The sequence below is a fragment of the Bacillus sp. REN16 genome, assembly GCF_020731355.1.
In the GTDB taxonomy this organism is placed as follows: Bacteria; Bacillota; Bacilli; order Bacillales; family Bacillaceae_L; genus Ferdinandcohnia.
In genome coordinates, this window is sequence record NZ_JAJFZK010000004.1 from 173,355 (window position 1) to 198,044 (window position 24,690).

Below are 24,690 nucleotides of genomic sequence, written 5' to 3' on the forward strand. Positions count from 1 at the left end.
CTACGCATAAGTTGTGATGAGAAATAGTGGCAATTTGCCTAATTTGTCATAGTATGTATGGACTTATGTATAGGAGGGGAAAAACGCGTGAAGATCCATATCGTTCAAAAAGGAGACACCTTATGGGAAATTGCGAAAAAATATGGTGTAGACTTCGGGGAACTAAAAGCTGTAAATACCCAATTAAGCAATCCGGATATGCTTATGCCTGGTATGAAAATTAAAGTACCAACAGGAACTGTTCATGTAAAAAAAGAAGCTCAAATTGGCGGAGCCAAAAAAGAAGCACAAATTCACGTAGCACCTAAAAAGGAGGAACAAATTCAGCATCCATTTGCTAATATTACTCCGCAGCCATTTCCAGTAATGGAAGTAGAAGAAGAGGTACCAGAGGTAAAAGAGGAAGTAAAGGGAGTGGAGACCGGTCCATATATACCTCAAATGCCGCAAATATTTGTTATGCCACAGGCGCCAGCACCTCCGCCACCAATGCCTGTTATGCCACAGATGCCGCAATATCAGCCGCTTGAAATTGATATCAATAATTATAATTTAATGGATGTTGGTATGCCACAACTTCCAACAGCACCACAGAATGTTTTACCAGGAATGATGGCACCCGTGGAAGATGATTTTGGACCAGAGGAGGATTATGAAGCAGCGATGTCGCAAATGCCTCAATCTCAACCGATGGCACAGATGCCACAAATGCCACAAATGCCAATTCAACAGCCTGCAATGTTTAATCATTGCGTACCAATGACACCGGTAATGCCTGGATCTGGATTTAATTATGTTCCAGGTTTTCAGGGAGGTTTTCCACCACAAGGACCTTTTAATCCGATGGGTGGATCCCCACGTACAGAAGGTGTGAAAGAGCAAGTTAAGGAAGAAGTGGCACCTGTACAAATGGCACCAGCACCAGCACCAGTACCAATGCCACAACCAAATCCATTTGAAATTGATATTAACAATTTTAATATTATGCAGGCACAAATGCCGCAAATGGTAGCAGGAGTGGAGGATGAATTTGAAGATGTACCAGAAATGCCACAAATGATGCCACAGATGGCACCAATGCAAGCACCACCATTCCCGATGGGGCCAGGTCCATGTGTGCCAGTTTCACCAGTAATGCCTGGGATGGGCTTTAATGGAGGGTTTCCGGGCATGGGTCAAGGACCAACGCCGTTTGCTCCAGGTATGCCAATGCAAGCTGCACCACAAGCTGTAAGTCCAGCGATGACTACTAATCCATTTGGTAATCCTGGACCAGGTTATGCAGGTCCTATGAATCAACAAATGATGCCATCACAGTTCTATAACAAAAAAGATTGTGGCTGTGGAGGACCAAAGCCGCCGTTTGAAGGTGGGCAATTTCCTCAACAAGGCTATCCGATGGGGCAACCAGGATTTGCAGGGCAATTTCCTCAACAAGGCTTTCCGATGGGGCAGCCGGGATTTGCAGGGCAATTTCCTCAGCAAAACTTTCCGATGGGGCAACCTGGCTTTCCTGGACAATTCCAACCCCAATTTCAAGGGGGGTTCCCAGGACAACAAGGTGTACCATTCGGAATGAATCCAAATCAACAAATGGCGTTTAACCCAATGTTTAATATGCCTGATGTCGATGATGATCTAGATTAAATAAACTTTAAAAAACTTTTGCAAGGGCGAATCAGAAATTCGTCCTTTTATTTTTTGTAGTTCCTAGGAATAATAATAAAAAAATGTTTGCCCAAAATTTTAATATCCTGCAAATAACTAACAGAAATAATCCCCCTTTGATAAGACAACCTAAAGATGAACATAAATTTATGTTCAAAGGTCAAAGGGGGTTATTGTATTGAGGAAAATACTTTATTCAGTTTCGACTGCAGCATTGCTGCTTGGGGGACTAACAGCTTGTAATACCGACCAAGGGGCATCAACAAATAGTAATGATAATGCCAGACCAATTGGGTATTACTCAAACGAAGATGATCGTGACCGAAATGTTCGCAACGGAAATGGATATCAACTCCGTGACAACGATGGTCCACTAACAGAGATCATGGACCGCAATGGGAACAATTTCAATAGGAACGATCGCACTGGCGTTATGAACAACAGAAACGACAGAAATAACAAAACCGGCATCATGAACAACCGGAACGACAGAAATAACAACTCTTATAGTATGGACAACGATAAAACAAGAAAGAATCGTCCGGGAATTATGAATTATCGCGATGAACAACGCCGAACTGGCATTATGAATAATCGCGATGGCCGAACAATAAACCCTTATAATGATGGTAATCCAAATACAATTGGATATAATAAACATGGATATGCCGATCAAAATTATCACAGCCATCTTAACGACAATAACCATAAGGTCCAAACGTATGGTTATTACAATGACAATGGAAATTTAGTTCGTAAAATTTCCGAACGTGCGGAGAAGGTTAAAAATGTCGAAGATGCTCGTGTAATCGTGACAGATGATAATGTCCTGATTGCTGTTGATACAAATGACAATAACAACCGTAATAATGTACAAAATGCAGTCGAAAAAGCAGTTGCACCCCTAGCTGGGAATCGAAATGTAAATGTTGTTACAGATGAAGGTACTTTTACCCGAGTTCGTGACATCGATAATAATATTCGCAATGGAAACAGACGCGAAACCATCGATGCTGACATTAAAGACCTCTTCGACAACATTGGCAACACAATTAAAGCCCCATTTACAAATCATAATAGGGGTTAACTTTATTCAGCAGAGGTTAAAGGATGTCCCTAGGGGCATCCTTTTCTAATGAAAGTAAAAATTTTGGTTAAACCTGTTAATTTTGGTCACACTAGTGAGTGTAGGGCGGTAATTGCAATTTTAAAAAATTCTAATGTAGATGGCAACTAATTGTAAGAGGTGATGCCAAATGAGAACGATCGTAAAAGTAATCGTTTGTCTAGCGGTTGTATTTATATTGCCAAGCTTTTCAGGAAGCAGTGCAGAGTTAACAGAGGAAAATAATGAGACAGTTCATGAAGTGAATGGTCCTTTAGAAGTCACGGTCATTCTTGAACGCGTTTATGTTGATGGTGAGGTAAGTGAAGAAATACTGAAAGAGACAATCCTATCGATGGAGGATTTTTGGGCCACTTACGAAGATTGGAACCTCGTTCATCAAGATGAAGATCAGGTTGTTTTTCAACAGCGTATCGATGATATTTCGCCGTTACTAAAATCAAATGGTTATTTTGGCTTAACCAATGATGGAATTTTATCAATTTTTAACGGAAAACCAGATGAATCTGATAATGTCATACAGTCTTTCTTCCAAATCGATGTTGAAAAGCTTGAAAGTTACCAGCATGATTTATTACGAAAAGGAATCAAGGTTGGCACAAAGGACGAATATATTAATGTGATTGAAACCTATAAGACATATACATCCTCCCCATAATACATTAGTATTTGAGAGACTAGGAAAGCTTCTAGTCTCTTTTTATTTTAGTCTTTTTTGGACGAATATGATAAAATGATGTACAGCAAAGCAGGGGAGAGAAGATGTTTGATTGAATTTATTAAAGGTACGGTTGAATATATAAATCCTGAATATGTTGTTGTTGAAAATAACGGAGTAGGCTATCAAATTTATACACCTAACCCATTTGTTTTTAAAAAAGAAAATCTGGAAACCGTTTATACATATCAGCATGTAAGAGAGGATATACTGGCGCTCTATGGCTTTAAGACGCGTGAGGAACGTGCTTTATTTTTGAAACTATTAAATGTCACAGGGATTGGCCCAAAAGGCGGGCTAGCAATTCTAGCATCTGGAGAGCCTGAACAACTTGTTAGAGCGATTGAGAATGAGGATGAAAAGTTCTTAGTAAAGTTCCCGGGTGTTGGGAAAAAGACGGCACGACAAATCATCTTAGATTTAAAAGGAAAACTTCATGATTTGATGCCTTCATTACATCCTGATTTATTTTCCGAAGATCATGAGTTGGAGATATATACAAGTCAGACAGAGCTTGATGAAGCGGCAGAAGCGTTAAAAGTATTAGGCTATGCTGAGAGAGAAATCAATAAAGTATTGCCGGAACTGCGGAAAGAAAAGCTTTCAACAGATCAATATATTAAAAAGGCTTTACAAAAGCTATTAAAATAAGGGGGTTGCTTGAATGGAGGACAGAATCGTTTCAGGTAGTGCAAATTACGAAGAGTCAGCGATCGAGCAAAGCCTTAGACCACAAACCTTATCCCAATATATTGGACAAGAAAAGGTAAAATCGAATTTATCGATTTTTATCGAAGCGGCAAAAATGAGGCAGGAAACCTTGGACCATGTATTATTATATGGACCTCCAGGGCTGGGGAAAACGACGCTTGCCACCATTATTGCAAACGAAATGGGTGTAAATATTCGCACGACCTCTGGCCCGGCGATTGAAAGGCCTGGAGATCTAGCAGCTATTTTGACAGCACTTGAACCAGGTGATGTCCTTTTTATTGATGAAATCCATCGACTTCAACGCTCCATCGAGGAAGTTTTATATCCTGCAATGGAGGATTTTTGTTTAGATATCGTGATCGGAAAGGGGGCAGGGGCGCGTTCTGTCAGACTTGATTTGCCACCCTTCACCCTGGTTGGGGCGACAACAAGGGCTGGTTCCTTGTCTGCACCACTTCGGGATCGATTTGGGGTCCTTAGCCGTCTTGAATACTACAATGAAAATCAGCTTGCGGATATTGTAGTGAGGACAGCAGAATTGCTGGAGGTAGAAATTGAAGACCGGGCTGCACATGAAATTGCGAGACGGTCAAGAGGGACACCGAGGATTGCGAATCGTCTGCTAAGGCGGGTAAGAGATTTCGCCCAAGTACGTGGTGACGGGACAATCACGACAACTATGGCAAATACGGCATTAGAATTACTTCAGGTTGACCGTTTAGGACTTGACCATATTGACCATAAATTACTTAAAGGAATCATTGAGAAGTTTCGTGGTGGTCCAGTTGGTCTTGAGACCATATCAGCCACTATTGGTGAAGAGTCGCTGACAATTGAAGATGTGTACGAGCCTTATCTTCTTCAAATCGGCTTCTTGCAGCGAACCCCACGTGGTCGAGTCGTAACAGACCTTGTTTACCGGCATTTTCAAATTGAGATTCCGAAGGAGTAGGTAATGAAACATGGGCAAAATGCTAATGATAATGGGGATTCTCCTATTAATTGTTGGATTTATCATGCATTTTATTGGAAAGTTGCCAGGGGATATTGTAGTGAAAAAGGGAAATACAACCTTCTATTTTCCGATTGTTACATCGATTGTAATTAGCATTGTTTTATCATTAATTTTATATGTCTTTAGTCGGTTTCGTTAAACTGTTAGGAATAAGGTGAGATTATGAAAGTAGATTTATTTGATTTTGATTTACCAGAGGAATTAATTGCACAAACTCCATTGGAAAAACGCGAGGCTTCACGTTTAATGGTAGTAGATAAGGAGACGGGCGAAATTACTCATACTCATTTCCGCTCCATTCTTTCGTACCTTAATGAAGGAGACTGCTTAGTCTTAAACGATACACGTGTTCTTCCAGCACGACTTTATGGTGTAAAAGAGGATACAGGCGCTAAAGTAGAGGTGCTTCTTTTAAAACAAAAAGACGGGGATACATGGGAGACACTTGTGAAGCCTGCAAAACGGGTCAAGGAAGGCACTGAATTAACCTTTGGAGATGGACGCTTAAAAGCAACTTGTACGGAAATCGGCGATCACGGTGGCAGAATATTGGACTTCCACTATGAAGGTATATTTTTCGAGGTTTTAGATGCGCTGGGTGAAATGCCCTTACCTCCATATATACACGAGCAATTGGACGATAAAGAGCGATACCAAACAGTGTATGCTAAGCACCGTGGCTCAGCAGCCGCACCCACAGCTGGCCTGCATTTTACAGAAGAACTTCTTCAGGAAATTCGTGACAAAGGTGTACATACAGCATTTATTACCTTGCATGTTGGCTTAGGTACCTTCCGCCCGGTAAACTCGGATACGATTGAGGATCATGACATGCATTCTGAATTTTATCAAATGACTGAGGAGACAGCTAAATTACTTAACGATGTGAAAGCTAACGGCGGTAAAATCATTTCCGTGGGGACTACATCGACTAGAACGCTTGAAACTATTGTGAAAAAGAATGGAAAATTTGCAGAGTCAAGCGGTTGGACAAGTATCTTCATTTATCCAGGATATCAATATGAGGCGATTGATGGACTCATCACGAACTTCCATCTACCTAAGAGCACACTTATCATGCTCGTAAGCGCGCTAGCAGGTCGAGAGCATATCCTTCATGCCTACAATGAAGCAGTAAAAGAGCGTTACCGTTTCTTTAGCTTTGGAGATGCAATGCTTATTAAATAAATTGGAACTTCGGGTAGTGACAAACACCCATAATAAAGGAGACAGTTATCAGTGACAGCAATAAGATATGAACATATTAAGACTTGTAAGCAGACAGGTGCAAGATTAGGAATCGTACATACTCCACATGGTTCATTTGAAACACCTGCATTTATGCCTGTTGGAACTCTTGCAACGGTAAAAACAATGTCACCTGAAGACGTAAAGGAGATGGGGGCTGGAATTATTTTAAGCAATACCTACCATCTTTGGTTAAGACCAGGTCATGACATCATTAAAGAAGCTGGTGGTCTACACCAATTCATGAATTGGGACCGGGCAATACTTACCGATTCAGGCGGTTTCCAAGTATTTAGTTTAAGTGAATTCCGAGAAATCAAGGAAGAAGGTGTTCATTTCCGAAATCATTTAAATGGGGATAAGTTATTTTTATCTCCTGAAAAATCGATGGAAATTCAAAATGCGCTTGGATCAGATATTATGATGGCATTTGACGAATGCCCTCCATACCCAGCTACCTTCGAATACATGAAAAAATCAGTTGAAAGGACAAGCCGGTGGGCAGAAAGATGTCTAACAGCTCATAGCCGCCCACAAGACCAAGGTCTATTTGGGATTGTTCAAGGTGGAGAATATGAGGAGCTTCGCAAACAAAGTGCCCGAGATTTAGTATCCTTAGATTTCCCCGGCTATGCGGTCGGTGGTTTATCTGTTGGCGAGCCTAAAGATGTCATGAATCGAGTTCTAGAATTTACAACACCGCTTTTACCGGCGAATAAGCCTAGATATTTAATGGGTGTAGGATCACCAGATTCTCTTATTGATGGAGCAATCCGTGGTATCGATATGTTTGACTGTGTTCTTCCAACTAGAATTGCTCGTAATGGAACACTTATGACTAGCGAGGGTCGTTTAGTTGTCAAAAACGCAGAATATGCTCGTGATTTTAGACCTCTGGATGAAAATTGTGATTGCTATACTTGTAAAAATTATAGTCGTGCTTACATTCGTCATCTAATTAAAACAAGTGAAACATTTGGAATTCGACTTACTACTTATCATAATCTGCATTTTCTGTTAAAATTAATGGAGCAGGTCAGACAAGCGATTCGAGAAGATCGTCTAGGAGACTTCCGCGAAGAATTTTTTGAGCGATACGGTTTCAATAAACCAAACGCGAAAAACTTCTAAATAAAGAAAATGTAGTAGAGAAAATATTCGGGAGGTGAAATGAATGGAAGGTATTTTAGGAACAGTTGGTCCTTTAATTCTGATGTTTGCGATTTTCTATTTTCTACTAATTCGTCCACAACAAAAGCGTCAAAAAGCTACTGTACAAATGCAATCTAATCTTGCAAAGGGTGATAAGGTAGTTACTGTTGGTGGTTTACACGGAATCATTGATTCAATCGATGAGAACAAGGTAGTCATTAAATCAGGGAATGCGAATCTTACATACGATAGACAAGCAATACGTGATGTTAATAAGGACTAAATTAAACCCAGCAAAAAAAGAGCGTCTAGAACGCTCTTTTTTTAGTTCATCAACTAAACCTCTCTTCTTGAAGGTGTAGTCATATTCACACCGAAAATACCACCTAGGACAGCAGCCACTAAAAACCCAACATGATACATTGTTTGTTCTGCTGTAAATGTAGTGTCATAGCCCAAGAATTGTACGATTAACACAAGGATGGAATACAAAACTCCAGTTCCTCCACCAATTAGCCAGCCTTTTTCCTTTCCTTTTCCACCTGATACAAACCCTCCGACAAAAAGAGCAAGGAATGAAGCACCCAAAATCACCCATGACATTGAAGCTTCTTGAAGTGAAGTAAAACGAAGTAATAATGAAATAAGTAAACTAGATACAATAACAATGACAAAAATAGTTACGACACCATAAACCATTGCAACTCCCATTTTTCTCATATCGATTCTCTCCCCCTTATATTCATACGAAAAACCCTTAGTACGAGCATATTCATGTCCACAATGAATTAGAATAAAAAGTACAAACTTTTCATGTACCCCTAATCAGGAATGGAAAAACCTATGAATGATGTTTTTTCTGGAATTGTACAAACTACATGTATATGCTTTTGCATTAATTTTCTTATATGGAAGGAGGATTCATCTTGGAGGAATACCTCATCATAATGGGGAGGACTGTTTTACTTTACGTTATCATTCTTTTGATTTTTCGATTGATGGGTAAACGCGAAATTGGTGAGCTTAGCCTGCTGGATTTGATTGTATCGATGATGATTGCCGAGATGGCTGTCATTGCGATTGAATCCCCTAAAGATCCAATCTTACATTCCGTCGTACCGATGGCTTTGTTAATGGTAATCCAATACTCGCTTGCTCTCCTTTCCTTGAAAAGTAAGAAAATAAGAGAGATTATTGATGGTAAGCCAACTGTTATTATTAATAAGGGTAAAATTGATGAACATGCCATGAGACAGCAACGTTATAGTCTCGATGATCTGATGATGCAGCTGCGTGAAAATAATGTGAAGAACTTAGCCGATGTGGAATTTGCCATCTTGGAATCTTCAGGTGAGTTGTCCGTCCTGGCCAAAAGTCAAAATCAATCATCTGCGGTAACCGATTATACTATTGATTTACCCCTTATTCTTGATGGGCAAATTCAGAATGGACATTTAGATCAAATCAATAAAACGGAATTTTGGTTGCGGTCTGAGATGAAAAAGCTTGGGCATAGCGATATTAAGAAAATCTCCTATTGCAGCTATCATCATGGAAAACTGCATGTAGATATTAAGGACGAAAAAAGGTAACCGCATTGGTTACCTTTCAGTCTTCTTATGTGTCTAGCTCCAGGCGCATTAAGCTTTTCGTTTTATAACAGTATAGCAAGCTTTGGTCCGATAAATGGTATTCTTTTCACTTCCTCTTTAGTTAAGAGTTTAAATACAAACAGGAAGATGATATAAATGAATGATGTTATGCTAATTGCTGATAATGTCCTGATGGCAAGGGAGCAATCGGTCAGGAACATTTGATAAAAATAGTGTCCACCAATTCCCGAGAGGATCATTGTAATCCCACTCTTAAGGTAATCTCGGATATAGAAGCTATAGGAGATTACTTTGACAATCGTCGAAAAATGGAGCAAGGTGACAAGCATCATCCCAAGAACGATGGCAAGTGCTGCCCCCATGATTCCGAGGGAAGGTCTAGTTGCAAGAACAAAAATAGCTGCTGTTTTAATTGCATTTCCGATAAAACTGTTTATCATCGCAGCTTTCGCTAAATCAAGTGCCTGAAGTGTTGCTTGAAGCGGCCCCTGAAAATAATAAAAGATAAAAAATGGAGCCATAACCTTTATATAGATGGCGGATTTACTATTTCCGTACATAAGCTCCATAACAGGTGAAGCAAACACATATAAAACAACAATGGCCAATCCGCCAGACACAAGCGATAAACGCAACGCCTGTTTAAGGCGGTATTCAATTAATAATGATTGTTTTTTTGCTGCTGCTTCACTTATTGAAGGTACGAGAGCTGTTGACAGTGAAGTTGTGATAAAAGATGGAAGCATGAGCAATGGTAATGCAAATCCGGTAAGCTCCCCATATTGCCTTGTAGCAAGATGGGTGACGACACCGGCAATCGCTAAACTTTGTGCTACTACAATCGGTTCAAAAAACCATGAAATTGACCCGATTAGTCTGCTTCCTAGTGTTGGGACTGCAATACGTGTCAAATCATTAAACGTTTCTTTTCCTTGCTTAGCAGAATTGAAAAAGTTCTTTCGAATCCGAATTCGCTTTTTCATTTTAAACATAAAGAATAAATAAAGTAATGACATTAGTTCTCCAACAACAGCCGAAAGCATTGCACCAGCAGCTGCGTATTCGATCCCCATTGGTAAAAATGCTTTTGTAAATATATACACTAAAGTAATCCTAACGACTTGTTCGATAACCTGTGAATAAGCAGGCGGCTTCATATTTTGTCGGCCTTGGAAATAGCCGCGGAGAACAGACGAAATCGCCACAATTGGTACAATTGGTGAAATGGCTAACAAAGGATAGTATGTTCTTTGGTCGGTTAGTAAGGTCTCAGATAAAAGAGGTGCAAGAAAAATCATCATTGGTGTAAAGATAATACTTAATGTCCCTGTAATCGATAAAGAAACGACAAGGATTTTTTTGATTCTTCTTGTATCACCCTGTGCCTCTGCTTCAGCTACTAATTTCGAGATTGCTACTGGGAGCCCCATTTGGGTTAATGTAATGGTGAGTACAAAAGTGGGGATGGCCATCATATAAAGCCCCACACCTTCTTCCCCAATAAGCCGTGCGACAACAATTCTATTAATAAATCCCAATATCCTTGTAATGAGTCCCGCGATTATTAAAATTAATGTTCCTTTTAGGAATGTTTGCTTTGACAATTCGTTTTCCCTACCTTCTCAAAAAAGGTGATATCATTTACAATTAACTATATGCTCGCTTAGTGGCCAAGCATGACAAGTATTAACTATATTCCTCAGAAGTCCTGGCGCATTTGATTGGAAGACATAGTTGAAAAATGGGAGAGATGACGAGTGAATCAAGCAGAGACTCACATGTATGACAAGTATCGTGAAACAGTTCGTCCATTTTTAATAAGTAAGCTGGAGGAATTCCAACTGTACGGATATGACAGTGTGAAAGAGGATGAACTTTGGGAGTTCCTGAAAAATAAAACATGGAGAAAAGAAAAAGAAGAGAGGCTTTTACATCAAATTGTTAACGATATTTTATCTATTAAAGTTGGAGATTATATGAACTATGCAACTGTCGAGGCTTTTAAAGCCCCAAATTGGTTTGAAGGTGAAGGAAGAGACGTTTTGGAAAAGTTATTATAACTCTTTTTGAAAACTTTTTCGATGTGACTATGTATTCACAAAACTGCAATTGACATGAAATTCGCATTGTTTCATAATTGTGATGGAGGGCTTAAGGGACAGGCTTTGTTTTTTAAGCTAGATAAAGGAGGATTTACATACTTATGGTTAAAAAAGGCCGCATCGTGGTGTTTTTCGTAGTGGTGCTTCTCTTCGGAGCCTTAATCGGAATTAACGGTACAGACACCGCAAAAAACATTAAATTAGGACTTGATCTTCAAGGTGGTTTTGAGATCCTTTATGAGGTATTGCCAGCAAAGGATGGCGATGTCATTGATAAGGAAGCGCTAGTAAGTACGGTAAATGCCTTAACGAACCGTGTTGACGTACTAGGCGTAAATGAGCCAAATATTCAGATTGAAGGCAAGGACCGCGTCCGTGTGCAATTGGCGGGTGTAGAAAACCAAGATAAAATTCGTGAAATTCTATCAACCCAAGCAAAGCTTACATTCAGAGATGTAAACGATAACGTATTATTGGATGGATCTCAATTAGCACAAAATGGTGCTAAACAATCATTTGATGATATGGGAAGACCATCTGTTGCCTTAACAGTTAAAAATTCTGATGATCTGAAAAATGCAACTAAAAAGGTTAAGGATTATGGTAGACCAAATAACCTCATGGTGATTTGGTTAGATTTTGAAGAAGGTGTTGATTCCTTTGAGGCTGAAAGTAAGAAACCAAATCCAAAGTATCTTTCAGCAGCAACAGTTGATGAAGTGTTTAACACAAAAACAGTTTCAATAACAGGTGGTAATTTTTCTGTTGAATCAGCGAATGAACTTGCTTCCTTGTTAAATGCAGGAGCACTTCCAGTTGATTTGAACGAAATTTATTCAACTTCTGTTGGAGCAAAATTTGGTGAACAAGCATTAAATAAAACGGTTTTCGCAGGAGCTATTGGTATTTTCTTAGTGCTATTATTTATGCTTATTTTTTACCGATTCCCTGGTTTTATTGCTGTCATTACATTAAGTATATTCGTATATTTAAATTTACTTGTTTTTGACTGGATGAATGCGGTGCTAACACTTCCTGGTATAGCAGCCCTAATTCTCGGGGTAGGTATGGCAGTCGATGCCAATATTATAACCTACGAGAGAATTAAGGAAGAGATAAGGTCCGGGAAATCCATCTTATCAGCATACCGTTCAGGTAGTAAAAATTCATTCCTGACCATCTTTGATGCTAACATTACAACCATATTAGCAGGTGTCGTCTTATTTATTTTTGGTACAAGTGCCGTAAAAGGATTCGCAACGATGTTAATCGTGAGTATAATATTAAGCTTCTTAACTGCGGTATATGGAAGCAGACTTTTACTAGGGCTTTGGGTCAACAGCAAATATTTAAATAAGAAACCGAGCTGGTTTGGGGTCAAACAAAGTCAGATTCGAGATCTAGCTGATGCCGATCCGGAAGGAAATTTCCCAACTCGCTTTGATCGTTTTGATTTTGCGAAGCATAAGAATAAATTCTTTATTGCATCCGGACTTATGGTCTTAGTAGGAATCGTGGTATTACTAATTTTTAGACTTAATCTTGGGATTGATTTTGTTGCTGGTACCCGTATGGATGTACTTGCTGACCATCCAATTTCCAAAGCAGAACTTACAGAAGAACTTAGTAAGCTGAATTTAGAGGCTAAAGAAATTGTTATTTCTGGGGATAATGATGAAATTGGTGTTGCTAGATTCGCTGATGAGCTATCAAAAGACGAAGTGAGCAAAGTGAAAAACCACTTCCAAGACCTTTATGGGGCAGACCCTAACGTAAGTACTGTTTCTCCGACTGTTGGAAAAGAATTGGCACGGAATGCATTTTACGCCAGTTTAATCGCGATGCTCGGTATTATCATCTATGTTGCATTCCGTTTTGAGTGGTTAATGGGCTTAGCAGCGATTGTAGCACTTGTTCATGATGCGTTCTTTATGATTGTACTTTTTAGTGTTACACGCCTTGAGGTCGATGTTACATTTATCGCGGCTGTTTTAACGATTATCGGTTATTCCATCAACGATACCATTGTAACCTTCGATAGAATACGTGAACTATTAAAGAAGAAAAAGCGTATTAAAACATATGAAGATCTTGCAAGCATTGTAAATAATGGATTAAGACAAACATTAGGTCGTTCCATTAATACTGCGATTACGGTAATTTTCACAAGTGTTGCATTACTACTCTTAGGTGGACAAGCCATTACAAACTTCTCATTTGCCTTAACAATTGGTTTAGTAGCTGGTATGTATTCATCCATTTTCATTGCTGCACAGCTTTGGTTAGTATGGAAGTCTAAGCAAATCTCAAAGAAACAATCAGTAAAAGCTGAGACTGAGCCACAAGTGTAAACAGTAAAAAGTCGTGAGTTTTCACGGCTTTTTGTTTTCTCATAGACTTGATGAGTTGTTCTGATTTTGGTTACACTAGAAAGCATAACTTTAATAAGCAGACAATTTCTGCTTATTAAAGTTATGCCTCCGGCGGATGCCACGATTTTTCAAGGGAAATTTTTCGATCTTAAGATCAAAGACTAAGAGCGCCACGTCCTGTGGCAACGTCTTTGTGACCCACATCGTGTGGGCCAAAAAAAATCGGGCGGCAAATACGCCATGGCGTATTTGATGTATTCTCAAACTTACATGGGGAGGATGAGGAGTTTTTGAAAGAGAATGATCGCTTTAAACAAGCGGAAAAAGCCATCATTATTGGTGTTGTGGGGAATATTATCTTAGCTATTATTAAATGGGTGGTTGGGGTTCAATCCAATAGCCGCGCTCTTATTGCTGACGCTGTCCACTCAGCCTCAGATGTAGCTGGCTCAATCGCTGTTTACATCGGTGTGCGAGCAGCGAAAAGACCGCCTGATGAGGATCATCCATATGGTCATGGGAAGGCCGAGTCAGTTTCCGCAATCATCGTTGCGGTGCTGCTGGCCCTTGTTGGGTTTGAAATCGGAAAAGCTTCAATTGGAGCATTCTTTAAGCCGATTGATGTTCCGAAAACAACGGCGATATATGCTGTCGTTTTTTCAATCATTATTAAGGAAGTTATGTTTCGTTATAAATTTAATCTTGGGAAAAAGATAAAGAGTGACGCACTGATTATTAATGCGTATGATGATCGTTCCGATGTATTCGCCTCGATTGCAACCCTTGTGGGGATCGTAGGGGCTATAATTGGCGGTTATTTAGGGCTAGATTGGCTTGTTTATGCCGATCCTGTTGCGGGTCTTGTGGTTGCTGTGCTGATTGTGAAAATGGCATGGGAATTTGGAATAGAAGCCATACATAATACATTGGATCATGTTTTACATGATGAAGATACAACAGAATTTAGAAAAATAGTGATGTCTGTTCCAGAAGTGAAAAAAATAACAGAGCTTCATGCGCGTGAGCATGGGCATTACGTGATCGTCGATTTAAAAATTTCAGTTGACCCCTACATGACGGTGGAAGATGGCCATAAAGTGGGTAAACAGGTAAAAGCAAAACTGATGGAATATGCACAAGTTCATAATGTCTTTATCCATATTAATCCATACTCAGACGATGAATAACGCAATTACTGAAAAATGTCAATCATTGTAACGCAGCTATTGCTCCGGTATAATAGTGTGGTTAAGGGGTGAAGCTTTTGTTACAATCTAAAACTCGTTGGAAAGTAAATGAATACAACCAGATTAATACAAATCTACTAGTTAATGAACTGCAAGTTACACCTCTAGTAGCATTCCTGCTTGTGAATAGAGGGCTCACTACTATCGAATCCGCACGGGAATTTTTAGAACCAGATAGCTTAGAGTTCCACGATCCTTATTTACTCGATCAAATGGATGTAGCGATTGAGAGAATTTTAAAGGCAATTGATAATAAGGAACGAATCTTAGTATTTGGTGATTATGATGCCGATGGTGTTAGCAGTACGACTGTGATGATGACAGCCTTAAAAGAAAAAGGCGCAAATGTTGATTTTTATATACCAAATCGATTCACTGAAGGCTATGGTCCAAATGAAACAGCATTTCGATGGGCGAAATCAGAAGGCTTTTCTTTAATTATAACCGTTGATACGGGAATTTCAGCACTTCGTGAAGCTGAGGTTGCAAAAGAAATAGGAATTGATTTAATTATTACGGACCACCATGAGGTTGGCCCTGAACTGCCTGTTGCAACTGCGATTATCCACCCTAAAAAACCGAATAGTCTGTATCCATTTAAAGAATTGGCTGGGGTTGGAGTCGCATTTAAAGTTGCTCATGCTTTACGTGGTGAAGTTCCCGACGATTTATTAGATGTGGCAGTAATTGGAACAATTGCTGATTTGGTTCCTTTACATGGAGAAAACCGTCTTCTTGCTAAAAAGGGAATAAGAGCATTACAAAATACTAACCGACCGGGATTAAAAGCATTATTGAAAAAAGCAAAAATTGATTCCAAGGAAATATCAGAGGAAACAGTTGGATTTGCGATTGGACCAAGGATTAATGCAGTTGGACGTCTGCAATCAGCTGACCCAGCAGTCGATTTATTAATGACAAATGATCCAGAAGAAGCCACATATATTGCTGATGAAATTGATGAGATGAATAAGGAAAGACAGCAATTAGTTAATCAAATGACACAGGAAGCAATTAAAGAGGTAGAGGAAAACTATCCACCTACTTCTAATTCTGTCCTAGTCATTGCAAAAGAAGGCTGGAACTCTGGTGTTATTGGAATTGTTGCTTCCAGATTGGTTGATCGTTTCTATCGCCCTACGATTGTTTTAAGCATTGATTCAGAAAAAGGGTTGGCAAAAGGTTCTGCAAGAAGCATTCAAGGCTTTAACCTATATGAAAGCCTATCGACATGCCGCGATATTTTGCCTCATTTTGGCGGACATCCAATGGCTGCTGGAATGACTCTTAAAGTAGACGATGTTAACGATCTTAGAAATCGTCTGAATGTGATTGCAAATGAAGTATTAACTTCTGAAGACTTTCAACCAATTACAGCCGTCGATGCAATTTGCGGTATTCAAGATATTTCAATTGAATCAATTTTAGAAATGAACAAATTAGCACCATTTGGAATGGGAAATCCGAAACCAATCGTTCAGATTAATGATGTTAGTGTCAATACAATCCGAAGAATTGGCGCAAACCAAAGTCATTTAAAAATTGTTCTCCAGGATGATCCAAACACTCTAGATGGGGTTGGTTTTGGGTTAGGACATACTTGTGAAGGAATTTCCCCGTTATCAAAGGTTTCAGTGATTGGGGAATTATCTATTAATGAATGGAATAACAGCCGAAAACCACAAATTATGCTTCAGGACATAGCGGTTAATGAATGGCAATTATTTGATATTCGTGGTATGCGCGATTTTGCTTCTTATTTAGAAAAAATAAGGGATGATAAGCTTCAATTAATTGCATTTTCGCAAACCACAATTGAAAAGCTTCGGTTAACTAATCACAGAAGTACCGTTGTATTATCAATTGAAGAAGCAATTAAGCTTCAATTGGAATCAAAGCATGTTGTTCTTCTTGATTTACCAGATGAAGCTGAATGGATTAAAGCATTATTTGGTACAAGTTTCCCAACTCGTATTTATACTTTATTCTTCCATGAGCAGAATCATTTTTTCAGTACGATCCCGACAAGAGAGCATTTTAAATGGTTTTATGCATTTCTGGCAAAAAAAGGTCCATTTGATATGAATCGCTATGCCCATGACTTAGCAAAATATAGAGGATGGTCAAGGGAAACAGTTGATTTTATGTCACAGGTGTTTTTTGAATTAGATTTTGTTAAAATAGACAAGGGATTTATTACCTTATCAAATCAAGCTAAAAAAAGGGATTTGACTGAATCAAGAACCTATCAATTGAAAGCTAGCAGAATTGAATTGGAAAAGCAATTATTGTATTCATCATATCAACAATTAAAGTATTGGTTTGATTCACTAAATAAAGGTTCGCATTTGCTTGAGGAGGCACTAAGTTAATGGATTTAAAAAAGTTTATTGAAATTGTTGACGACTATCCAAAGCCTGGAATTAAATTTAAGGATATTACTCCTTTAATGAATGACGGTGAAGCGTATAAATACGCTACAGACCAAATTGTGAAGTATGCAAGGGAAAAAGAAATTGACCTTGTCGTTGGACCAGAGGCCCGTGGCTTCATTATTGGCTGTCCAGTAGCATACTCACATGGAGTGGGCTTTGCTCCCGTTCGTAAGGAAGGTAAGCTTCCAAGGGATGTCATTAAAGCAGATTATGGTAAAGAGTACGGAAAAGATGTTCTAACCATTCATAAAGATGCAATTAAACCAGGTCAACGTGTCTTAATTACAGACGATTTATTAGCAACTGGTGGAACAATTGAAGCAACCATTGAACTTGTTGAACGGCTTGGCGGTGTTGTAGCGGGGATTGCATTCCTCATTGAACTCACTTACCTGGATGGTCGGGATAAATTAGATGGCTATGATGTTTTAACACTTATGCAGTTTTAAATTCCCTATAAAAAAGCGCTCAATTGGAGTGCTTTTTTTAGTAGATTGGATATTTTTTCTTTTTAAAACGAATTTCTCAGCCTTTTAGGCAATATTTCTGTCATTTCCCTTTACTTCTTTCGAGATTTTCAAGATAATAGAAACAATATAATCATTTTAAACAAAAGATTCAAAGAACTTATTCTTTGAATCTTTAATTTCTAAAAAGGTGATAAAATCTATGGCAAACGAGAGTGTCTTAACTCCTGAGCAAGTGATTGAAAAGGCAAAAGAATATTTGCGTGATAACGATGTCGAGTTTATTGAACGTGCATATAAATTTGCGGAAGAAGCCCATAGGGAGCAGTTTCGTAAATCGGGTGAACCATATATCATCCATCCAGTACAAGTAGCGGGTATTTTGGTGGATCTTGAAATGGATCCTTCAACGATTGCAGGCGGTTTTTTACACGATGTAGTAGAGGACACTGATATCACTCTTCAAGAAATAAGTGACGTGTTTACCCCCGAGGTCGCCATGCTTGTAGATGGAGTTACTAAACTTGGGAAAATTAAATACAAATCCCAAGAAGAACAGCAGGCAGAAAATCATCGAAAAATGTTTGTAGCAATGGCCCAGGACATACGTGTGATATTAATTAAGCTAGCCGACCGTTTGCACAACATGCGTACTCTTAAGCATCTCCCACAAGAAAAACAGCGTAGGATTTCCAATGAGACACTAGAAATTTTTGCTCCATTGGCACACCGGCTAGGTATCTCAAAAATAAAATGGGAGCTTGAAGATACTGCCTTACGCTATTTAAATCCACAGCAGTATTACCGTATTGTTAACCTAATGAAAAAGAAGCGTGCGGAACGTGAGGAGTATCTTGAGGAAGTCATTAAGGAAGTTAAGAACCATGTGGACGAGGTTTCAATCAAAGCGGATATTTCGGGACGGCCAAAGCATATTTACAGTATATATCGTAAAATGGTCCTGCAAAATAAGCAATTTAATGAAATCTATGACCTTCTTGCAGTTCGTATTGTTGTAAATAGCATAAAGGACTGTTATGCGGTTCTAGGAATCATCCATACATGCTGGAAGCCAATGCCTGGACGATTTAAAGACTATATTGCTATGCCGAAGCCGAATATGTATCAGTCTCTTCATACAACTGTGATTGGTCCGAAGGGAGATCCGCTTGAGGTTCAAATACGAACCGTAGAGATGCACCAGATTGCGGAATTTGGGATTGCAGCCCACTGGGCGTATAAAGAGGGCAAACAAATTAATCAACAATCCTCTTTTGAAGAGAAATTAACATGGTTCCGTGAAATTTTAGAGTGGCAAAATGATGCTTCTAATGCGGAAGAATTCATGGAATCCCTAAAAATCGATTTATTTTCCGATATGGTCTTCGTTTTCACGCCAAAAGGGGATGTTATGGAGCTGCCATTTGGCTCTGTTCCAATTGACTTTGCTTACCGTATTCACTCTGAAATAGGGAACAAAACAATCGGTGCAAAAGTAAATGGGAAAATGGTGACCCTGGATTATAAACTAAAAACAGGAGATATTATCGAGATCTTAACATCGAAGCATTCTTATGGTCCAAGTCAGGACTGGATTAAGCTCGCCCAAACATCACAGGCAAAGAACAAAATTCGCCAATTTTTCAAGAAACAACGCCGTGAAGAAAATATTGAAAAAGGGAAAGAGCTTGTTGAAAAAGAGATCCGCAATCTTGAGTTTGAAGTAAAGGATATTTTAACATCTGAAAATATAAAAAGAGTTGCCGAGAAATTCAATTTTTCCAATGAAGAAGATATGTATGCAGCAATAGGATATAACGGGATCACCGCAGCCCAAATTGCAAACCGTTTAACGGACAAACTGAGAAAGCAACGAGACCTGGAGCAGGTTGCTGAATCGGTATCAGAGGTAAAGCAAGTATCGAATCGCTCAAAAAGACGAGATTCAGGTGTTCAGGTTCAAGGAATTGACAATCTATTGATTCGTCTATCGAAATGTTGTAACCCGGTACCTGGAGATGAAATTGTTGGTTTCATCACAAAAGGTAGAGGTGTTTCTGTTCATCGGGCTGATTGCCAAAATGTTCATACTCAGGACGCCCAACAGCGATTAATTGAGGTTGAATGGGAAAGTAATTTAAATGATCGAAAAGAGTTTAATGTTGAAATCGAAATTAGCGGCTTTGATCGCCGAGGCTTATTAAATGAAGTTCTCCAAGCGGTAAATGAGACTAAGACAAACATTTCAGCTGTTTCTGGAAGGTCTGACCGAAATAAAATGGCAACCATTAATATGGCAATCTCAATTCAAAATGTGAGTCATCTTCATAAAGTGGTCGAACGGATTAAACAAATTCGGGATATTTATTCCGTTCGCCGTGTAATGAGTTAAGAAGGAGAATTTGTGATGAAGGTTGTTGTACAACGAGCACGCGATGCAAGGGTAATGGTTGATAATGAAGTAGTAGGTTCCATCAACAATGGGTTGATGCTATTGGTCGGCATCACACATACAGACACTTTAGATGATATCAAATATGTTGCAGACAAAATTGTGAACCTTCGCATCTTTGAGGACGATGAAGGAAAAATGAATCGGTCACTGCTTGATGTAAATGGGGATATCCTTTCCGTATCACAATTCACATTGTACGGGGATTGCCGGAAAGGAAGACGTCCAAACTTTATGGATGCCGCAAAACCTGAATACGCGGAAAAGATGTATGAATTTTTTAATGCAGAAATCCGTGAAAAAGGTGTAATCGTCGAAACGGGTACATTCGGGGCAATGATGGATGTCCAATTTACAAATGTAGGACCTGTTACATTAATATTTGAGAGTAAATAAGAAAAGCTTAAGGCGCCTTGAACTAGACAATAACAAATGCCTCAAAAGCAAATTGCTTTTGAGGCATTTTTCTGTGAAAAAATTATTTTCCTTTGAAATATTGAGCAAGTCCATAATAAATCCCATTTGAAACATTTTCTTGGAAGTTATTTGTATTTACCGTATATTCTTCAGTCGGATTACTAATAAAACCTAATTCCAATAAGACTGATGGGTTTCGATTTTCTCTTAATACTTGATAGTTTCCTTGACGATGTTGTCTATCTTTGAAACCAGTGTTTTTAACAAGCTCCGATTGGATGTTTGAAGCGAGCCCAACATCGATATTTTTATAATAATAGGATGTTACTCCACGTACATTACGATCAAAAATACTATCATAATGGATGCTTATAAAAGCATCTGCGTTTCGATAATGAGAGATACTAACCCTTGAACGTAAGCTAATATAATTATCACTATTACGTGTCATGACGACATTTGCACCAGACGCATTAAGTTTATCTACGACCATTCTTGCTGTGCGTAAATTTAGATTTTTCTCGTAAGAACCACTTACTCCAATTGCGCCACTATCATTACCACCATGACCTGGGTCAATAACGATTGTTTTCCCTTTTAAATATTGATTCACACCAGGGCGTTCAACAATGTTTTGCGCTCCATTAACAGAAACAAGCCAACCTGCAACATATCCGCTTTTATTTCCAGGAAGGTTGATTTTATACCAGTCCCCTTCTTTAGCAGCCATTGCAAAAGAATCGCCTTCATTTGCCCGAGCAACAACTGAATGTGAGGTGGATGATCCTGAACGAATATTAGTGCCATTGTAAAGAATTTTTACAGTGGTTTGACCTGAGCTTGGTGCTTCAGTTGATGTATCAAGCTGAATATCCAAATACCAGCTGGCGACCCAGCCTCTAGCTCCATTTGATAATGCAATACGACTCCAATTGTTTACTTCCTCTTCAATTGTTACCTTATTTCCTTGTTTTAGGCTTCCAACAATTTTACCCGAAAGTGAACCACTGTCTCGAACATTTAAGCTAGATGCAGTTACAATACCAATTTTCCCTAAGTTTGTTGGGCTTTGTGGTGGTGTAGCAGGCCGAGATGGTTTTTCCTCTGTTGAAGAAATACCCGCAACGAAATCTCTATGTATCCAAGCAGAACTATTACCAAATACAATTTCTAACCAGTTTTCTCTTTCATTTGTAATCGTAACATTTGCATTTTGCTTTAGCTTACCTACGATTCTACCTTGTAAATTAGGTTGATCCCGCACATTTAAGATGGAAGCAGTTATCGTCCCAGTTTTTTTAGATGAACCAGAATTTGAACTTGGGTTCGAATTCGTTGAACCTGATGTCTGCTTTGCCATGATAAATTGTGAGGCAACCCAACCAATATGTCCATTTAAAGAGATTTTAGTCCAATTCTCATTAGCTTCAATATACCCGGCTTCGTTTCCTTTATTTAAGGAGCCGATTACTTGGAAGCTTGTTCCTGGGCCACTTCGAAATCTAAGCCCATCTACGGTCGATACAACTGTTGATGAAGAAGTGGTTGGTGTCTGAGTGGAGTGGTTTTCTTTGATGAGCCACGAAGCAACCCAGCCTGTTTTTCCTGAAGAAAGTTGCAGCTTAACCCATTCATTCTTCCTTTCAATGATTGTAAATTTTTCTCCTTGTTTGACTTGTGCTGCTCTTCCGTAGGAGAGTCCAGGACCTTCTCTTACGTTTAAGACAGGAGTATTAATTTCCGCGATTGTTTGTGCATTTGCCAGCTTTCCAGGATTTGTGGTAACTGAAAAAACAATTGCGAGCAGGAACGCAAGTCCCAATTTTAAAATCTTGTGTAACACTTTAAAGCCTCCTTGAGTAAAAAAACATAGCTTTATAACAATTCGCCATAAATAAAAATATTCCTGTTTTTTAAGAAAGAAAATCTCAAAAAAAGGGAAACATAAGTCTAACATGAAAAAGGGGCGAATAGGATGAGATTTAGCGAAAAAAGTAATAATGTGCAAAATACTGGCGGAAATGTATTTGGAGTGGATTTTCACGATTTTATTCAAAAAGAGCAGTCATCTTCGTATGTTGAATTAGCGAGTGAATTTGGTGTTTCTGTGAAAGACGTAAGAAATTTAAAAAGGCAATTACATCGGTCCTGACAAAAGTTTTAGTTGAAAAACAAAAAAATTTCGTCTTAAACTTGACATGAACTGAGTTCATACGTATGATTATATAAAATTCTACAAAAAAATAACATGTCGAACCAGTGATGGGGAAAAGTAGATAAGACTACACATGAATAGAGAGGGAATGTCATAGGCTGAAAACATTCCTGCATGATGACTTATTGAACGAACACCTCGTAGGTTTCTCTTTGAAAAAGCAAATGCTTTAGTAGGAGTTGAACGTTTCAGGCGTTAACTGATTGAGTGAAGACTAAAACGAATGTCTCTAAACGACCAAGAAGCAAGAAGGTCGAGGCAGCAAGTTTTCGAGAAACGAAAGTGCACGTTATTGTGCATGCGTATCGCAGAAAACGAAGCTAACGAAGAGATTCGCCGCTTATTGGCCGTTAGACTTAACTAGGGTGGCACCACGGGAACACAAGCTCTCGTCCCTACAAGAAATTGTAGGGATGGGAGCTTTTTGTTTTTTCTTTTAAAAGTAAGGAGGAGTACTAAATGGTTAATATTCCTAGAGGAACGCAAGACATTCTTCCAGGTAATGTGGAAAAATGGCAATATATTGAGGAAAAAGCTCGAGATATATGCAAAAGATTTAATTATAAAGAAATACGGACACCGATCTTTGAACATACAGAACTATTTTTACGAAGTGTTGGTGAAACGACAGACATCGTTACAAAAGAAATGTACACCTTCGAAGATCGTGGTGAACGAAGCTTAACACTTCGACCAGAAGGCACTGCTGCCGTCGTTCGCTCATATGTGGAAAACAAAATGTTTGGTAACCCAACACAGCCAACAAAGCTTTATTATAGTGGGCCGATGTTTCGTTACGAACGTCCGCAAGCAGGTCGATTCCGTCAATTCGTCCAATTTGGGGTTGAGGCTTTAGGCAGCAATGACCCTGCAATCGATGCAGAAGTTATTGCACTCGCAATGGAAATCTATCAATCACTTGGATTGAAAAAACTAAAGCTTGTTATCAACAGTCTAGGTGATGTGTCTAGTAGAAGCGCACACCGTGATGCATTAATCGCACATTTTTCTCCAAGAATCGATGAATTTTGTTCGGATTGTAGATCAAGACTTGAGAAAAATCCAATGCGAATCTTGGATTGTAAAAAAGACCGTGACCACGAGTTAATGCATTCTGCACCATCTATCCTTGAATATTTAAACGAGGAATCAAGTGAATATTTCAATAAAGTGAAATCTTACTTAACAGATTTACAGATTGAATTTGAAGTGGATTCAGGTTTAGTTCGAGGTTTGGATTACTATAATCACACCGCATTTGAAATCATGAGTGATGCAGAAGGCTTCGGGGCCATAACTACCCTATGTGGTGGAGGACGTTACAATGGTTTAGTAGAAGGACTTGGCGGCCCGGAAACACCTGGTATCGGATTTGCTTTAAGTATTGAACGACTTTTAGCAGCCTTGAATGCAGAGGGGATTGAGCTGCCGGTTGAAGAACGGGTTGACTGCTATGTTGCCGCAATCGGGGAAGCAGCTTCCGTAAAATCCGTGTCATTAGTAAATGAACTGAGAAAAGCTGGCTTAATTGCTGAGAAAGATTATTTAAATAAAAAAGTAAAAGGCCAATTCAAAGCAGCCGACAGATTACAAGCTAAGTTTGTTGCTATTTTAGGCGACGAGGAATTAGAAAGAAACGTGATTAATGTGAAAAACATGGAAACAGGTAATCAAGAAGAAGTCCAACTTGAAAAATTTATAGCATATATACTTGAAAAAAGTCACTAGG

The 24,690-nt window shown here is 39.0% G+C and carries 22 protein-coding genes and 1 other annotated feature; of the genes, 19 read left to right on the forward strand and 3 right to left on the reverse strand.

Annotated elements, in window-relative coordinates; all coding sequences use genetic code 11:
* The first annotated feature begins 87 nt into the window (after window positions 1-87).
* The 9 genes from safA (at window position 88) to yajC (ending at window position 7,924) form a co-directional block, all read left to right on the forward strand.
* Window positions 88-1,647 carry a SafA/ExsA family spore coat assembly protein gene (safA, locus tag LKW28_RS06470; protein ID WP_229139531.1) on the forward strand — a complete coding sequence of 520 codons (1,560 nt, stop codon included), beginning with the start codon at window positions 88-90 and terminating at the stop codon, window positions 1,645-1,647.
* Window positions 1,648-1,846: 199 nt separating this feature from the next.
* The gene (locus tag LKW28_RS06475) at window positions 1,847-2,755 is read left to right on the forward strand and encodes a YhcN/YlaJ family sporulation lipoprotein (protein WP_229139532.1); all 909 of its coding nucleotides are present in this window, start codon (window positions 1,847-1,849) and stop codon (window positions 2,753-2,755) included.
* A 169-nt stretch (window positions 2,756-2,924) separates the two neighbouring features.
* Window positions 2,925-3,452 carry an intercompartmental signaling factor BofC gene (locus tag LKW28_RS06480; protein WP_229139533.1) on the forward strand — a complete coding sequence of 176 codons (528 nt, stop codon included), beginning with the start codon at window positions 2,925-2,927 and terminating at the stop codon, window positions 3,450-3,452.
* A 108-nt stretch (window positions 3,453-3,560) separates the two neighbouring features.
* Window positions 3,561-4,163 (forward strand): Holliday junction branch migration protein RuvA, encoded by a 603-nt coding sequence (gene ruvA / locus LKW28_RS06485; RefSeq protein WP_229139534.1) that lies wholly within the window; start codon window positions 3,561-3,563, stop codon window positions 4,161-4,163.
* 13 nt (window positions 4,164-4,176) lie between these two features.
* Window positions 4,177-5,178: a Holliday junction branch migration DNA helicase RuvB gene (gene ruvB, locus LKW28_RS06490; RefSeq protein WP_229139535.1), complete on the forward strand. Its 1,002-nt coding sequence runs from the start codon at window positions 4,177-4,179 to the stop codon at window positions 5,176-5,178.
* Between the two features lie 10 nt (window positions 5,179-5,188).
* Window positions 5,189-5,380, forward strand: a complete 192-nt coding sequence (locus LKW28_RS06495; RefSeq protein WP_229139536.1) for a DUF2905 domain-containing protein — start codon at window positions 5,189-5,191, stop codon at window positions 5,378-5,380.
* Window positions 5,381-5,403: 23 nt separating this feature from the next.
* A complete protein-coding gene (queA, locus tag LKW28_RS06500; protein ID WP_229139537.1) occupies window positions 5,404-6,429 on the forward strand; it encodes a tRNA preQ1(34) S-adenosylmethionine ribosyltransferase-isomerase QueA in 1,026 nt (341 codons plus the stop codon).
* A gap of 51 nt (window positions 6,430-6,480) precedes the next feature.
* Window positions 6,481-7,620: a tRNA guanosine(34) transglycosylase Tgt gene (gene tgt, locus LKW28_RS06505; RefSeq protein ID WP_229139538.1), complete on the forward strand. Its 1,140-nt coding sequence runs from the start codon at window positions 6,481-6,483 to the stop codon at window positions 7,618-7,620.
* Window positions 7,621-7,663: 43 nt separating this feature from the next.
* A complete protein-coding gene (gene yajC, locus LKW28_RS06510; protein ID WP_229139539.1) occupies window positions 7,664-7,924 on the forward strand; it encodes a preprotein translocase subunit YajC in 261 nt (86 codons plus the stop codon).
* 53 nt (window positions 7,925-7,977) lie between these two features.
* Here yajC and LKW28_RS06515 read toward each other — a convergent pair whose 3' ends face one another.
* Window positions 7,978-8,361, reverse strand: a complete 384-nt coding sequence (locus tag LKW28_RS06515) for a TIGR04086 family membrane protein (RefSeq protein WP_229139540.1) — start codon at window positions 8,359-8,361, stop codon at window positions 7,978-7,980.
* Between the two features lie 206 nt (window positions 8,362-8,567).
* Between LKW28_RS06515 and LKW28_RS06520 the strand changes: the two genes are divergently transcribed.
* Window positions 8,568-9,233: a DUF421 domain-containing protein gene (locus LKW28_RS06520; protein WP_229139541.1), complete on the forward strand. Its 666-nt coding sequence runs from the start codon at window positions 8,568-8,570 to the stop codon at window positions 9,231-9,233.
* 62 nt (window positions 9,234-9,295) lie between these two features.
* Here LKW28_RS06520 and spoVB read toward each other — a convergent pair whose 3' ends face one another.
* Complete coding sequence (gene spoVB / locus LKW28_RS06525; protein ID WP_229139542.1) at window positions 9,296-10,858, reverse strand: stage V sporulation protein B; 1,563 nt, start codon at window positions 10,856-10,858, stop codon at window positions 9,296-9,298.
* 174 nt (window positions 10,859-11,032) lie between these two features.
* Between spoVB and LKW28_RS06530 the strand changes: the two genes are divergently transcribed.
* From LKW28_RS06530 to dtd, 7 genes are all read left to right on the forward strand, one after another.
* Window positions 11,033-11,314, forward strand: coding sequence for a post-transcriptional regulator (locus LKW28_RS06530; protein ID WP_229139722.1), 282 nt, complete (start codon window positions 11,033-11,035; stop codon window positions 11,312-11,314).
* 143 nt (window positions 11,315-11,457) lie between these two features.
* Window positions 11,458-13,707 carry a protein translocase subunit SecDF gene (gene secDF / locus LKW28_RS06535; protein ID WP_229139543.1) on the forward strand — a complete coding sequence of 750 codons (2,250 nt, stop codon included), beginning with the start codon at window positions 11,458-11,460 and terminating at the stop codon, window positions 13,705-13,707.
* Window positions 13,708-14,018: 311 nt separating this feature from the next.
* Complete coding sequence (locus tag LKW28_RS06540) at window positions 14,019-14,915, forward strand: cation diffusion facilitator family transporter (protein WP_229139544.1); 897 nt, start codon at window positions 14,019-14,021, stop codon at window positions 14,913-14,915.
* 77 nt (window positions 14,916-14,992) lie between these two features.
* On the forward strand, window positions 14,993-17,347 hold the full coding sequence (gene recJ, locus LKW28_RS06545; RefSeq protein ID WP_229139545.1) for a single-stranded-DNA-specific exonuclease RecJ: 2,355 nt from the start codon (window positions 14,993-14,995) through the stop codon (window positions 17,345-17,347).
* The gene (locus tag LKW28_RS06550) at window positions 17,347-17,859 is read left to right on the forward strand and encodes an adenine phosphoribosyltransferase (RefSeq protein ID WP_229139546.1); all 513 of its coding nucleotides are present in this window, start codon (window positions 17,347-17,349) and stop codon (window positions 17,857-17,859) included. The genes recJ and LKW28_RS06550 overlap by 1 nt, the downstream gene beginning before the upstream one ends.
* Window positions 17,860-18,079: 220 nt before the next feature.
* Complete coding sequence (locus LKW28_RS06555; protein WP_229139547.1) at window positions 18,080-20,269, forward strand: RelA/SpoT family protein; 2,190 nt, start codon at window positions 18,080-18,082, stop codon at window positions 20,267-20,269.
* 15 nt (window positions 20,270-20,284) lie between these two features.
* Window positions 20,285-20,725: a D-aminoacyl-tRNA deacylase gene (gene dtd / locus LKW28_RS06560; RefSeq protein ID WP_229139548.1), complete on the forward strand. Its 441-nt coding sequence runs from the start codon at window positions 20,285-20,287 to the stop codon at window positions 20,723-20,725.
* Between the two features lie 82 nt (window positions 20,726-20,807).
* Here the strand turns inward: dtd and LKW28_RS06565 are convergent, their stop codons facing one another.
* Window positions 20,808-22,589 carry an SH3 domain-containing protein gene (locus tag LKW28_RS06565; RefSeq protein WP_229139549.1) on the reverse strand — a complete coding sequence of 594 codons (1,782 nt, stop codon included), beginning with the start codon at window positions 22,587-22,589 and terminating at the stop codon, window positions 20,808-20,810.
* 132 nt (window positions 22,590-22,721) lie between these two features.
* Here LKW28_RS06565 and LKW28_RS06570 point away from each other — a divergent pair, with 132 nt between their 5' ends.
* Both LKW28_RS06570 and hisS read left to right on the forward strand, forming a co-directional pair.
* Window positions 22,722-22,898 (forward strand): hypothetical protein, encoded by a 177-nt coding sequence (locus LKW28_RS06570; RefSeq protein WP_229139550.1) that lies wholly within the window; start codon window positions 22,722-22,724, stop codon window positions 22,896-22,898.
* A gap of 98 nt (window positions 22,899-22,996) precedes the next feature.
* Window positions 22,997-23,361 (forward strand) — a binding site (T-box leader).
* 59 nt (window positions 23,362-23,420) lie between these two features.
* Complete coding sequence (gene hisS, locus LKW28_RS06575) at window positions 23,421-24,689, forward strand: histidine--tRNA ligase (protein WP_229139551.1); 1,269 nt, start codon at window positions 23,421-23,423, stop codon at window positions 24,687-24,689.
* Window position 24,690: the final 1 nt, after the last annotated feature.